Below are 12,391 nucleotides of genomic sequence, written 5' to 3' on the forward strand. Positions count from 1 at the left end.
ACGGGCCGCGCGTGTCCCGTGACACTTTCGTAAGCCGGCCCGCGCGGGCGGCCCGCTACCAGTTCCACTCCTCGAAGCCCGGCTCCCGGCAGCGGTAGCCGATCGGGCATTGCGGGTTGTCGCGCGTGGGCACGAAGCGCAGCTCGGCGATCTCGGAGAAGTCGCAGAACGAGCGGTCGCGCACGAAGCGCTCGGGCTGCCGGCCGCCGATGTCGATCGTGGCCGAGCCCTCCCGCTTCACCAGGGCCATCGCGTCGGCGCAGAGCATGCGCTGCATCGGGGAACGGGTCTGCGCCGAGGCGACGCCCGGCAGGGTCAGGCCGATCAGAAGAGCGCTGACGAAGCGTCGCATCGCAGGTTGTCGGCGCCCCAATTACGCGAGGAACTCGTATGCAGGACGAAGCATGGCAGTTTCCGCTGGGCTCGGGAAGGGCTGGAGTGTGACCGAACCGCCCCAGACCTACGCATTCGCCGCGGGGCCGCCGTAATCCGCGGGTTAAGGGATTCCCAGCGTATCGGAACCGGTTAACATTCCGTGATCAACGGATGGGATTCGGTCGCCGTCGCAGAGCCCGTACCCCTCCCGAGGACTCGGCCAAGATGTCCGCACTCTCGATACTCGATCTCGACGCCGTGAAGGCCGCTCCGGTCTCGCGCGAGCCCTATGCCTACACGCTGGGCAACAACGTCCTGCGCGGAGAGGCGATCGACGAGATCCGCCGCGATTTTCCGAATATTGCCAAGCCCGGCTACCTGACCGTGGACGAGGTCGCGCTCAAGGGCCGCTTCAAGGCGCTGATCGACGAGCTCGAGAGCGACGCCTTCTCGCAGATCCTCGGGGACAAGTTCGGAATCGACCTCGTGTCGTGCCCGCGCCTGACGACGATCATGAAGCGCAGCCAGCTCAAGTACGGCTCGATCCACACCGACGGGCCGTCGAAGGTGCTGACCCTGCTGGTCTACATGAACGACGCCTGGGACGCGCCGGCCGCCGGGCGCCTGCGCGTCCTCTACGACGGCAAGAACTACGAGCCCTTCGCGGTCGAGGTTCCGCCGACCATGGGCACGATGTTCGCCTTCCAGCGCGCCGACAATTCCTGGCACGGGCACGAGCCCTTCGAGGGCGAGCGGCGGGTGGTCCAGGTCGCGTGGCTGAAGGACGCCTCCGAACTGGAGCGCAAGAAGAAGCGGAACCGCACGGCCCAGTTCCTCAAGGGCATCTTCGGGCGCTGACGGGATGAGCGGGGGGGCGATCATGGCGGCGGGCTTCGAGCCGGGGCCGGTCGAGCGGAGCGGCGAGGCGGAACCGCGCCGGCGGCACTCCTGGTTCGCCCTGGCCCTCGCGCTCGCCGCCGGCTGGGGGGCCTTCCTGGGCTACAGCGCCGTCTTCCTCACCGACGACGGGCCGGTGCGCCAGAGCGCCGTCGAGCGCGACGCGCCCGCGCTCGATTTCCCGGCGGCGGGCTCGTCTCCGCTGCAGGCGGCCCGCCGGGTCGCCTACGGCTTGGACGAGCCGGCCCGCGCGGAACCCGCGCGGACCGCAGCCGTGGAGCCGCGCGCGCCGGCAGAGACGCGTCCTCTCGTCGAGCCGCATCCCGTCGCCGAGGCACGCCCGGCATCGCCTCCGGCCGAGCGGCCCGACCATCTCGGCGTGTGGGGGCCGACCGCGGCGGCCTGCGGCGCGCCGCATCGCCGCCGCGGCTATTACCAAGCCACGATCACCCCGGATCGCGCCCGGGCCGGGCGCACCATCTGCACCTTCCACGACGGCCGCCGCATCGGGAATGCCTGGGTCACGGCCGCCGATTGCAGCGACCGCGGCCGGCACTGGTCCTCGCAGGTGCGCCTCGTGGTCGACGGCGACCGCCTGACCTGGACGAGCGCCAAGGGCAGCTCGACCTACGTACGGTGCAGCCGCCGGGCCGGCTGACCCGGCGTCCGATCCCGCATCCCGGTCACGCCCCGAAGCGCTCGAATTTCGGGAAGCTCCGGGTCATCAGGCTGCCGGCCTCCGCGCGATGGCCGAGCCACTTTTCCAGAACCGACGTGTTGGCGAGCCGGCCCTCCGCCGAGCCGTCCTGCCAGGGCAGGCCGTCAGCGAGGCGGAACACGTGCGCGTCGAGAAGCCGGCCGGTGCGGCAGCGCTGCAGCCGCACGCCCTTGCCGCGGGCGAGCTCGGCCACCTCGGAGAGCGGGAAGACCAGCAGCAGCTTCTCGGAATTGACCACCGCGACGTGGTCGCCGTCATTGGCCGGCACAAGCAGCGCCGCCGTGGCGTCGCCGTCGAGGCCGAGCACGCCCTTGCCCTTGCGGGTGTTGGCGACGAGCGCATCGGCGGGCGCGACGAAGCCGCGCCCGTCCGTGCCCGCGATCAGCAGGCGGCTCTCCGGCCGGTAGGGCAGGGCGGCCACGATCTCGGTGCCGTCGTCGAGATCGACCATCAGCCGGACCGGGTCGCCGAAACCGCGGCCGCCCGGGAGCTTGGCCGCCTCCAGGGTGAAGACCTTGCCGTTCGAGGCAAGCAGCAGGATCTTGGCCGTGGTCTCGCTCGGGAAGGCGATCTTCAGGGTGTCGTCGCCCTTGAAGGCGACGCCGGAGAGATCGGCGACGTGGCCCTTGAGGGCCCGGATCCAGCCCTTGTGCGACACGAGCACGGTGATGGGCTCGCGCTCGACCAGGGCCGCGGTGAGGTCGACGCCCGCGGTGTCGGGCGGGTTCTCCAGGGTGGTGCGGCGGCGCCCGAGCTTGGTCTCGGGTCCGAAGGCCTTGCGCACGGCGCGGATCTGGCCCTGCACCGTCTTCCACTGCTCCTTCTCGGAGGCGAGCAGCGCGTCGAGACCCGCTTTCTCGGCGGTCAGCGCCTCGAACTCGCGCTTCAGCTCCATCTCCTCGAGCTTGCGGAGCGAGCGCAGGCGGGTGTCGAGGATGGCGTTGGCCTGAAGCTCCGTGAGCGCGAAATGCGCCATCAGGGCCGCCTTCGGCTCGTCCTCCTCGCGGATGATGCGGATCACCTCGTCGAGGTCGAGATAGACGATGAGCAGGCCGCCGAGGATCTCCAGCCGGCGCTCGATCTGGCCGAGGCGGTGGCGCGAGCGGCGCTGGAGCACCACGCGGCGGTGATCGACCCACTGGCGCAGGCACTCGGCGAGGCCGATGACGCGGGGCACCACGCCGTCGACCAGAACGTTGAGGTTGAGCGGGATGCGCGCCTCCAGCTCGGTCAGCCGGAACAGCGATTCCATCAGGATCACCGGATCGACGCTGCGCGAGCGCGGCTCGAGCACCACGCGCACGTCCTCGGCCGATTCGTCGCGCACGTCGGCCAGCAGCGGCAGCTTCTTCTCCTGGAGAAGCTCGGCCATCTTCTCGATCAGACGCGACTTCGGGATGCCGTAGGGGATCTCGGTGACGACGATGTTCCAGGTGCCGCGGCCGAGATCCTCCTTGGTCCAGCGGGCGCGGACCCGGAAGGCGCCGCGCCCGGTGCGGTAGGCCTCGGCGATCGACTCGGGCCCGTCGATCAGGATGCCGCCGGTCGGGAAGTCCGGTCCCTGCACGAACTTGCCGAGCTGGGCCGAGGTCGCCTCGGGATTGTCGATCAGGTAGAGCGCGGCGCTGCACAGCTCGGCCGCGTTGTGGGGCGGGATCGAGGTCGCCATGCCGACCGCGATGCCCTGGCTGCCGTTGGCGAGCAGGTTCGGGAAGGCGGCCGGCAACACGACCGGCTCCTCCTTCTCGCCGTTGTAGGAGGGCCGGAAATCGACCGTGTCCTCGTCGATCCCGTCGAGGAGCAGGCGGGCGACCTCGGTCAGCCGCGCCTCGGTGTAGCGATAGGCCGCCGGGCCGTCGCCGTCGATGTTGCCGAAATTGCCCTGGCCGTCGACCAGCGGGTAGCGCTGGGCGAAATCCTGGCTGAGCCGCACCAGCGCGTCGTAGATGGCTTGGTCGCCGTGGGGATGGAAGTCGCCCATCACGTCGCCGACGATCTTCGCGCATTTCTTGTGCGCGGTGGTCGGGTCGAGGCGCAGCAGACGCATGCCGTAGAGGATGCGTCGGTGCACGGGCTTCAACCCGTCGCGGGCATCCGGCAGCGCCCGGTGCATGATCGTCGAGAGGGCATAGGCGAGATAGCGCTCTTCCAGCGCCGATTTCAGCTCGACGCTCTCGATGCCGTCTCCCGACGGCGGCTCGAAGGGCTGGCCCATGACGGCTCCACGTTCAGAAATTCGGGGCAGAACATAGCATGAACGCCGTCAGCCATCACGCTGGCTGGCTGCGACGAATCGTGCACGCTCCTCCGGGACGGCCAGGTCCCGCGGGCCCCAGATGTGCTGAGTGAGGAAATAGCCCGTCAAGGTAAACCCCTTGGTAACGTCGTCGGGCCCGAGGCCGGCGCCGACGAGGAAGCCCGGCAGCGGCAGCAGGCGGTCGCGGTAGGGCTCGCCCGCCGAGGCGCTGACGGCGCGGCCGGTGCGCGGCGAGACGTAGATCAGCGCGTCGTTCGTCCCCGTCGCCGCGCAGGCGCCGAGATCGAGGCCGAAGCCGAGTTCGGCCAGGATCGCCAGCTCGAAGCGCACCATCAGGGGCGGAGCGATCCTGGGGTCGTCGAGGTGCTCGATCAGGATGCGGGCGGCTTCGTAGAGCTTCGGGTGCGGGTCGCGTTCCGGCAGCAGCCGCAGCAGGCCGGCGAGGTGCGTGACGCCGTAGAGGGCGAGCGCCGAGCCGAGCAGGCGCGACAGGATCGATTCGACCGGCTCCGCCGCGTAGGAACCGAGCCCGTCGTCGAGACGGGCGCGCCATGTCAGCCGCACCCGGTTCCCGGGCTGGAGCACCGGCTGCATCCGGCGCGAGCGCCCGCCATGCACCAGCCCGAGATGGCGGCCGTGTTCGCGCGTCATCGCCTCGAGCACGACGCCCGTCTCCCCGTGCCGGCGCACCCCCAGGACGATGCCGTCGTCGGTCCATTGCATGCCGTATAAATAGTCGCTCCGTGCCCTGTGCGGCAGCCTCCTGGCGCGGATGCCACGGCTTGACGGCGCGGACCTGGATCGCGGACTATTCTCCCAGTGCCGGAGGAGATTCGGATGCCGACGCGCCTTGTCCGTGCCGCGCTCGCCTTGCTCCTCGTCTGCGCGGGTGGCTGCCGCTCCGAGAGGCCGGTACCGGGGATTGCCGGCCAGACCACCCGGCAGCGCGTCGCCGCCGTGGCGCTCGGTCGGGCCGAGTTCGGTGCCGTCTCCCTGATCCCGGTGCGCCTCGAGCACAGCCGGATCAGCGGCCCGTTCGAGGATGGCGGCCGGACGCTCTACTGCGTGTCGACCCAGATGAAGGGCCGCACCTTCGGCAAGCCCGAGCGCCCGAAGCTCGTGATCCGCGAGGACAAGGGCGCTCTGACGGTCATCGACGACGAGGACGTCTGCACGGGGCATCGCACCGAGCCGTTCACCGAACTCGACACGCCCGCGGCCCAGGGGACCTGACCCCACCCTTGCAAGCCGGCACGCGGAATGCTGGGCTGGAGCCATGTCCCCTGCGTTCTCCCCCGACGATCTCGCCCTCAGCCCGGACCTCATCGCGCGCGCCCACGCCGTCCCGGTGCCGGACGACGAGGCCGCACTGAAGCTTCTCACCGACGAGGAGTTGCGGCCCGGCCTGGAGCGGATCATTGCCGCGCGGGACGGCTCCGACGAGATCTGGGTCTTCGCCTACGGCTCGCTGATGTGGCGGCCGGAATTCACCTTCGCGGAGAGCCGGCTCGGCACGGTGCGGGGCTTCCACCGCCGCTTCTGCCTCTTGCAGCGGCGCTTCCGCGGTACGCCGGAGCGGCCGGGCTTCGTGCTGGCGCTCGACCGCGGCGGCCTTTGCCGCGGCATGGCCTTCCGGCTCACCGGCACCGATCTGCACGAGACCCTGATGCCGGTCTGGCGCCGCGAGATGCGAGGCATGGGCTACGTCGCGCGCTGGCTGCCCGTGGCGACGGCGGAGGGCACGGTCTCGGCGTTGACGTTCCTCGTCAACCGCGCGAGCGAGCGCTACACCGGCCGCCTGAGCGATACCGAGATCGCCGACAAGATCGCCGCCGCCTGCGGGCATCTCGGGCCCAGCGCCGAGTATCTCTACCGCACGGTCCGAGCCTGCGCCGAACTCGGCATCCGGGACCGGCACCTGTGGTCGCTGCAGGCGCTGGTGGCCGAGCGGCTGCGGGCGCGGCTCAGATCCAGTCCCGCTTGAGCGCGTGGGACAGGCGCGCTCCGCCATGCTCGGCATCCGGGTTGCGCAATTCGCGAAACCCCGGCGTCTTGCCCGTCGTCACCAGGACGAACAGCGTCAGCGCCAACACAACCTTGAACCGCATCGAACTCGAACCCGACAGCCTTAAGCGTTGCTGTCTAGGATCGATCGGATGCGACGGAGTTGCGCTGCCGCACGTCGACCCGGAAAAGCCCGGGCCGACATCCACTTAGGGTAAACCGCGGGTTAACCGGGCGCCCGATCAGCCGGCGATCTGGGAGAAGTCGGCGACCTCGCGGGTCGCGGCGCGGAGCGCGTTGAGGAGCGCGAGGCGGTTGGCGCGTAAGCCCGGGTCGTCGGCGTTCACCGTGACCTTGTCGAAAAAGGCGTCGACCGGCGCGCGCAGGCGCGAGAGCGCCCGCATCGCGCCCTCGAAATCCTCGGCGCCCACCGCCGAGGAGGCCTCGGCGCGTGCGATCCCGAGGGCGTCGTAGAGCGCGCGCTCCTCGTGCTCGCCGGATGCCGCGATCAGCGCGCCGTCCGGCTCCCCGTCATGCGCGCGCCCGTCCTTCTTCTCCTCGATGCGCAGGATGTTGGCCGCGCGCTTGGCGCCCGCGAGCAGGTTCCTGCCGTCGTCGGTCTCGAGGAAGCGGCCCAGCGCCTCGACGCGGCGCACGACCATCAGCAGGTCGTCCTGGCCCGGCAGGGTGAAGACGGCGTCGATCAGGTCGTGGCGGGCGCCCCGGTCGCGGAGGTAGACTTTCAGGCGGTCGGCGAAGAAGGCGAGAAGATCCGCAAGGTAGGGCGAACCCGCAGCCGCGCCGCGCGGAGCATGCGCCTTATCGGCAGCCGAGAAGCGGTCGGACAGCGCGAAGCGGAGCTCGCGCTCGATGATCAGCCGGATCACCCCGAGCGCAGCCCGCCGCAGCGCGTACGGATCCTTGCTGCCCGTGGGCTTCTCGTCGATCGCCCAGAAGCCCACCAGCGTGTCGAGCTTGTCGGCGAGCGCCACCGCCACGGAGACGGGATCGGCCGGTACCCGGTCGGAGGGGCCGACGGGCTTGTAATGCTCCTCGATCGCCGCGGCGACGCTCGGGTGCTCACCCTGGAGCGCCGCGTACGTGCGGCCCATCAGGCCCTGGAGCTCCGGGAATTCGCCGACCATCTCGGTGACGAGATCGGCCTTGGCGAGGCGCGCGGCACGCTCCGCCAGATCGGGGTCGGCGCCGACCATCGGTGCCAGATCGCGCGCGAGCGCCGCGATGCGCCCGACGCGCTCGCCTTGCGTCCCGAGCTTCTCGTGGAAGACGATGCTGTCGAGCTTCGGCAGCCTGTCCTCCAGGCGCACGGCCTTGTCGGTTTCCCAGAAGAAGCGCGCGTCGGAGAGCCGCGCCCGCACCACGCGCTCGTTGCCGGCGGTGATCGCTTGGCCGCCGTCGCTGGCCACGAGGTTCGAGACCAGCACGAAGGCCGGGGCCAGATCCTCGGTGCCGGGTTTGCGCAGCACGAAGCACTTCTGGTTCGCCCGGATGGTGGCGCGGATCGCCTCGCCGGGGATTTCGAGGAAGCGTTCCTCGAAGGAGCCCATCAGCGTCACCGGCCACTCGACGAGGCCCGCCACCTCCTCCAGCAGGCCCTCGTCCTCAACGAGTTCGAGGCCGCGGGCGAAGGCGAGGTCGCGGGCATCGTGCAGGATGATGTCCTTGCGCCGATCGGCGTCGAGCACGACCTTGGCTCGCTCCAAAGCCTGCACGTAATCGGCGAAGCGCCGGACCTCGATCGCCTCGGGGGCGAGGAAGCGGTGCCCGAAGGTGGTGGTGCCGGCCGCGATCCCGTCGACCGCGAAGGGGACGACGTCCGGCGTCTCGGTCTCCGGCCCGAAGGTGGCGACGATCGATTGCAGCGGGCGCACCCAGCGCAGGGCGCCGGGCCGGGCCGAGGCCGCGCCCCAGCGCATGGATTTCGGCCAGGGAAAGCTGCGGATGATCTGGGGCAGGATCTCGGCCAGCACGTCCAGCGTCTCGCGGCCGGGCCGTTCGATCACCGCGAGATAGAACTCGCCCTTCTTCGGGTCGGTTACGGTGGTGGCTTGGTCGAGGCTGGCGAGACCGGCACTCTTGAGGAAGCCCTGCACCGCGGCGTCGGGCGCACCGACGCGCGGGCCGCGCCGCTCCTCGCGCACGGCCTCGCCCCGCGGCGGCAGGCCGGCGACGTGCAGCGCGAGGCGGCGCGGTGTGGCGAAGGCCTTGGCGCCCTCGTAGAGGAAACCGCGCTCCACCAGCGCGTCGGTGACGAGCTTGCGCAGGTCCTCTGCCGCGCGCCGCTGCATGCGGGCGGGAATCTCTTCGGAGCGGAGTTCGAGCAGGAGGTCGGGCATGGCTCGGGGTCTGGCGACGCGGGCGGCGGAGCGGCCGGGGCCGGTTTAGAGAGGCGTGCCCCGGGTGTCGAGGCGGCAGGCCGGTGGGGCGGTCAGGGGCTCTCGGCCGACAGGATCCGCACGAGGTCCCAGCCCTCCTGCGTCAGGGCGCGAACGTCGGCGATCCGCCAGAGCCCGTCTTCCTTGACGAGATCGTAGCGCAGGTCCTGCTGGGTGAAGTTGCGGAATCGCGCCCGCACCTCCGCCCGCTCGCCATCCTGGCTCACGGCGTCGAGGCGCAGGCTCTCGCGCCAGCCGTCTTCGGTGTCCTGTCCGTTGACGTAGAACGAGAAGTCGAGGCGGCCGACCTCGCCCTTCGCCTCACGCACGTCGCTCTCGTAGAGCGCGCGCAGGCGGCGGGCGTAGAAGCGGACCGCCCCCATGTCGTCGGCGGCGTAGAAGGCCCGCACGGTCTCGACCGGATCGGTGGTCGATTGCGCGTAGGCCGGCCCTGCCAGTAGGGCGAGGAGGCAGGCCAGCGCGGCGCGGCGCAGGGAAGACCTCATCGTCAGGCCGCGAGCGACGCCCCGCCGCCCTCTGTCCTGAGCCAGGCCGCGCCGCAGGCCTTGGCTAATTCGCGCACCCGCAGGATGTAGCTCTGACGCTCGGTGACCGAGATCACGCCGCGCGCGTCGAGCAGGTTGAAGACGTGGCTCGCCTTGATGCACTGGTCGTAGGCCGGCTGCGCCATGCGGTGGCGTTCGCCGTCCGGTGCCGCGCCCGCCGCGAGGTAGCTGCGGCAGGCCTGCTCGGCATCCGCGAAGTGGCGGAACAGCATCGCGGTGTCGGCGGCCTCGAAATTGTGGCGCGAATATTCCTGTTCGGCCTGGAGAAAGACGTCGCCGTAGGTGACCTTGTCGTCGCCCGTGCCGCCGTTGAAGTTGAGGTCGTAGACGTTCTCGACGCCCTGCACGTACATGGCCAGCCGCTCCAGCCCGTAGGTCAGCTCGCCCGCCACCGGGGCGCATTCGAAGCCCGCCACCTGCTGGAAGTAGGTGAACTGGCTCACCTCCATCCCGTCGCACCAGCACTCCCAGCCGAGCCCCCAGGCGCCGAGCGTCGGGCTCTCCCAATCGTCCTCGACGAAGCGGATGTCGTGGAGCTTGAGGTCGACGCCGATGGCGGCAAGCGACTCGAGGTAGAGCTCCTGCAGGTTCGGCGGGTTCGGCTTCAGGATGACCTGGAACTGGTAATAGTGCTGCAACCGGTTCGGGTTCTCGCCGTAGCGCCCGTCCTTCGGCCGGCGCGAGGGCTGCACGTAGGCGGCCTTCCAGGGCTTCGGCCCGAGCGCCCGCAGCGTCGTCGCCGGATGGAAGGTCCCGGCGCCGACCTCCATGTCGTAGGGCTGGAGGATGACGCAGCCCTTGGCCGCCCAGAAGCGCTGGAGCGTCAGGATCAGGCCCTGGAATGAGGCCTGCGGCGCGAGTTCGGCGGGGTCTGACATGGGGTTCGCGTGCGGAGGGGAGGAGGGGGCAGCGTTTAGGAGCGCTGGTCGGCCTGTCAAGCGCGGCTCGACACCCCGGCGCGCCGTGCGCGGCCGCACCCGAATCGGACGAAAATGTGGCGTAGGACGGAACGGTGAAGCCGACGGCCAAGTTTACTTGGCAATTCGGGAATGGCCGGCCGCAGAGATGGCCGAACGCTTGGAAGACCAGTCATGCGCAAGGGTATCACCGTCTTCGCCGCCCTCTTCGCGGCCTCCCTCGTCGCCACGCCGCTGGTGATGAGCGGCACCAAGGCGCTCGCTACCTCGGACGAGGCCGTCGCCGTCACCCTGCCGGTGGCCGTGGTCCCGGTCGAGGTCGCCCCCGTCGCCGCGCCGCAGCCCGAGACCTGCGCCCGCAAGGTGCGCGTCGTCTACAGCGGCTATGCCACCCCGGCCTGCGCCGCGCGGTAATTACCGTCGGAGCCGACGTGACCGTCAGAGCCCCAGCCGCGCCCAGGCGGCGCGGGCCTCGGCCGCCGCCAGCGTTCCCTCGGCCAGGTCGGCTCCGAAGCCGGCCGAGACACCGCCGGGGGCGGCGCGCCGCAGAAGGCGCGCCACGAACGACCCCTTCGCCTCGGCGATCAGCCGAAGATCGACCTTGTCGCCGTAGCGGGCCCGCAGCGTGGCGCGGAGATCGCCGATCGCGTCGACGAGCCCGAGTTCGAGCGCTTGGCGACCCGTCCAGATCGCACCGGTGAAGAGATTCTCGCCGGTCTTCAGGTTCGGGCGACGCCGGCTGACGAGATCGGTGAACACCGCCTGGATCTCGGCCTGAAGATTCTTGAGGCGGGCGATGTCGGCCGGGTCCTCCGGACGGAACGGGTCCAGCATCGCCTTGGCCTCGCCCTGGGTGTGGACGCGCCGTTCGATGCCGATGCGGTCGATCAGCTTGTCGAAGCCGAACCCGGCCGAGACCACACCGATCGAGCCGACCACCGAGGTCGGGTCGGCCACGATCTCGTCGGCGGCACAGGCGATCATGTAGCCGCCCGAGGCCGCCGCGTCCTCGACGAAGGCGAGGACTGGCACTCGCTTCTCCTCCGCGAGCGCCCGGATGCGCCGGTGGATCAGGTGCGACTGCGCCGGCGACCCGCCGGGCGAGTTCACCACGATCGCCACCGCCGCGAGATCCTTCAGGGCGAAGGCGCGCTCCAGGCTGTCGGCCACCGAGCCGATCGAGAGCCCCGGACGGATCGGGGAGACGGCCCCGATCACCCCGCTTAGCCGAACGACCGCCACGCGTGGGCGGGTTTCCCGGAAGCGACGGGGCAGCAGCGCGCGGAGCGGCGCGGGAAGCGCGAGGGGCATGGAGGCTCTTCGGGTGAGCGGGCGGGGGCGACGGCGGCCCGCGGGATGAGGTGGGCCCTCCGGGCGCGGCCGCAAGGGGCCGATGATTGAGGCGACGCCGTTCCCTCACCCCGGCGATCCGTCAGACCGCCCCGCTGCCATCCGCGTCCGGCGAAGGCAATGGAGCGGGCGGCCAGCCCTCGCCCCGATGCAGGGCATCCGCCTCCGGCATCGGGCGACCGTCCGGATCCTGGAGGACCAGCGGTGGCAGCAGGGAGAGGGGACCGCGGCTGCCCTTCACGCCGGCGATCAGCACGCGGATCGCCGGCCGGTCCGCGCGGGCGTGAACCGGCCGGATCGCGAGGGCGCCGAACCGGCGGGCCAGCGCGTCGAGGCAGGCGGGGAGCGCGTCGGCCCGGTGGATCAGCCCGATCCGGCCGCCCGGCCGCAGCAGCCCGGTGCAGGTTCGGATCCAGGCCTCGAGCCCCGCCGCCGCGAAGCTGTGCGCCTCGGCTCGGTCCGGGTTCGGCGAGGGCCGGTGCGCGCCGGGATCGAAGAAGGGCGGGTTCGTCACCACGACGTCGCAACTCTCCGGCACGAGGCCGGCCTCGCGGCGCGCCGCGGCCGGGGCCAGCACGTCGGCCGCGATCACCGTCACGGCCGGCAGGGCGTTGAGTGCGGCGTTCCGGCGGCACAACTCCGTCAGATCGGGATCGCGCTCGACCAGGGTGATGCGGCAGCCCGTCCGCTGCGCGTAGGCGAGGCCCACGGTTCCGGCGCCCGCGCCGACATCGCAGAGATGCAGGCCGGTCTCCGGCTCGAACAGACGGGCCAGCAGCACGGCGTCCGTTCCGGCCCGGTGCGCGCCACGGGCGCGCTGAAACAAGAGGAGGCGACCGCCGAACAGCGCGTCCGGCCCGTCCGCCGGCAGGGCCGCGCTCACGGCTCGGCCCCGGCCCGGCGCATTCGTC

Annotated in this window: 14 protein-coding genes; 5 read left to right on the forward strand and 9 right to left on the reverse strand. The window is 71.1% G+C overall.

All coding sequences use genetic code 11. The features are described from left to right. Positions 1-55: 55 nt before the first annotated feature. Positions 56-352 carry a hypothetical protein gene (locus ACS5RC_RS03830; protein WP_478342476.1) on the reverse strand — a complete coding sequence of 99 codons (297 nt, stop codon included), beginning with the start codon at positions 350-352 and terminating at the stop codon, positions 56-58. A gap of 248 nt (positions 353-600) precedes the next feature. Here ACS5RC_RS03830 and ACS5RC_RS03835 point away from each other — a divergent pair, with 248 nt between their 5' ends. Both ACS5RC_RS03835 and ACS5RC_RS03840 read left to right on the forward strand, forming a co-directional pair. Continuing rightward, the gene (locus ACS5RC_RS03835; RefSeq protein WP_478342477.1) at positions 601-1,233 is read left to right on the forward strand and encodes a 2OG-Fe(II) oxygenase; all 633 of its coding nucleotides are present in this window, start codon (positions 601-603) and stop codon (positions 1,231-1,233) included. Between the two features lie 4 nt (positions 1,234-1,237). After that, positions 1,238-1,930, forward strand: a complete 693-nt coding sequence (locus ACS5RC_RS03840) for a peptidase inhibitor family I36 protein (protein WP_478342478.1) — start codon at positions 1,238-1,240, stop codon at positions 1,928-1,930. A 25-nt stretch (positions 1,931-1,955) separates the two neighbouring features. On the opposite strand, the gene parC is transcribed toward ACS5RC_RS03840, so the two are convergent. Together parC and recO are read right to left on the reverse strand one after the other, a co-directional pair. After that, positions 1,956-4,205: a DNA topoisomerase IV subunit A gene (gene parC / locus ACS5RC_RS03845; RefSeq protein WP_478342479.1), complete on the reverse strand. Its 2,250-nt coding sequence runs from the start codon at positions 4,203-4,205 to the stop codon at positions 1,956-1,958. Between the two features lie 48 nt (positions 4,206-4,253). Further along, positions 4,254-4,970, reverse strand: a complete 717-nt coding sequence (recO, locus tag ACS5RC_RS03850) for a DNA repair protein RecO (RefSeq protein WP_478342480.1) — start codon at positions 4,968-4,970, stop codon at positions 4,254-4,256. Between the two features lie 114 nt (positions 4,971-5,084). On the opposite strand from recO, the gene ACS5RC_RS03855 reads away from it, so the two are divergent. Then, entirely contained in the window at positions 5,085-5,480 is a 396-nt protein-coding gene (locus ACS5RC_RS03855) for a hypothetical protein (RefSeq protein ID WP_478342481.1), read from the forward strand. Between the two features lie 43 nt (positions 5,481-5,523). Beyond that, positions 5,524-6,231: a gamma-glutamylcyclotransferase gene (locus ACS5RC_RS03860; RefSeq protein ID WP_478342482.1), complete on the forward strand. Its 708-nt coding sequence runs from the start codon at positions 5,524-5,526 to the stop codon at positions 6,229-6,231. Here the strand turns inward: ACS5RC_RS03860 and ACS5RC_RS03865 are convergent. From ACS5RC_RS03865 to ACS5RC_RS03880, 4 genes are all read right to left on the reverse strand, one after another. Further along, positions 6,212-6,355 carry a hypothetical protein gene (locus tag ACS5RC_RS03865; RefSeq protein WP_478342483.1) on the reverse strand — a complete coding sequence of 48 codons (144 nt, stop codon included), beginning with the start codon at positions 6,353-6,355 and terminating at the stop codon, positions 6,212-6,214. The two genes, ACS5RC_RS03860 and ACS5RC_RS03865, sit on opposite strands and share 20 nt — an antisense overlap. Positions 6,356-6,493: 138 nt before the next feature. Beyond that, complete coding sequence (gene glyS / locus ACS5RC_RS03870) at positions 6,494-8,608, reverse strand: glycine--tRNA ligase subunit beta (RefSeq protein WP_478342484.1); 2,115 nt, start codon at positions 8,606-8,608, stop codon at positions 6,494-6,496. A gap of 92 nt (positions 8,609-8,700) precedes the next feature. Next, complete coding sequence (locus ACS5RC_RS03875; RefSeq protein ID WP_478342485.1) at positions 8,701-9,153, reverse strand: DUF3828 domain-containing protein; 453 nt, start codon at positions 9,151-9,153, stop codon at positions 8,701-8,703. A 2-nt stretch (positions 9,154-9,155) separates the two neighbouring features. After that, the gene (locus ACS5RC_RS03880) at positions 9,156-10,091 is read right to left on the reverse strand and encodes a glycine--tRNA ligase subunit alpha (protein ID WP_478342486.1); all 936 of its coding nucleotides are present in this window, start codon (positions 10,089-10,091) and stop codon (positions 9,156-9,158) included. A gap of 213 nt (positions 10,092-10,304) precedes the next feature. On the opposite strand from ACS5RC_RS03880, the gene ACS5RC_RS03885 reads away from it, so the two are divergent. Beyond that, on the forward strand, positions 10,305-10,544 hold the full coding sequence (locus ACS5RC_RS03885) for a hypothetical protein (RefSeq protein ID WP_478342487.1): 240 nt from the start codon (positions 10,305-10,307) through the stop codon (positions 10,542-10,544). 24 nt (positions 10,545-10,568) lie between these two features. Here the strand turns inward: ACS5RC_RS03885 and ACS5RC_RS03890 are convergent, their stop codons facing one another. Together ACS5RC_RS03890 and ACS5RC_RS03895 are read right to left on the reverse strand one after the other, a co-directional pair. Continuing rightward, complete coding sequence (locus ACS5RC_RS03890; RefSeq protein WP_478342488.1) at positions 10,569-11,441, reverse strand: S49 family peptidase; 873 nt, start codon at positions 11,439-11,441, stop codon at positions 10,569-10,571. Between the two features lie 121 nt (positions 11,442-11,562). Then, entirely contained in the window at positions 11,563-12,363 is an 801-nt protein-coding gene (locus tag ACS5RC_RS03895) for a tRNA1(Val) (adenine(37)-N6)-methyltransferase (protein WP_478342489.1), read from the reverse strand. Between the last annotated feature and the right edge of the window lie 28 nt (positions 12,364-12,391).

The organism is Methylobacterium sp. HJ2 (assembly GCF_056431005.1).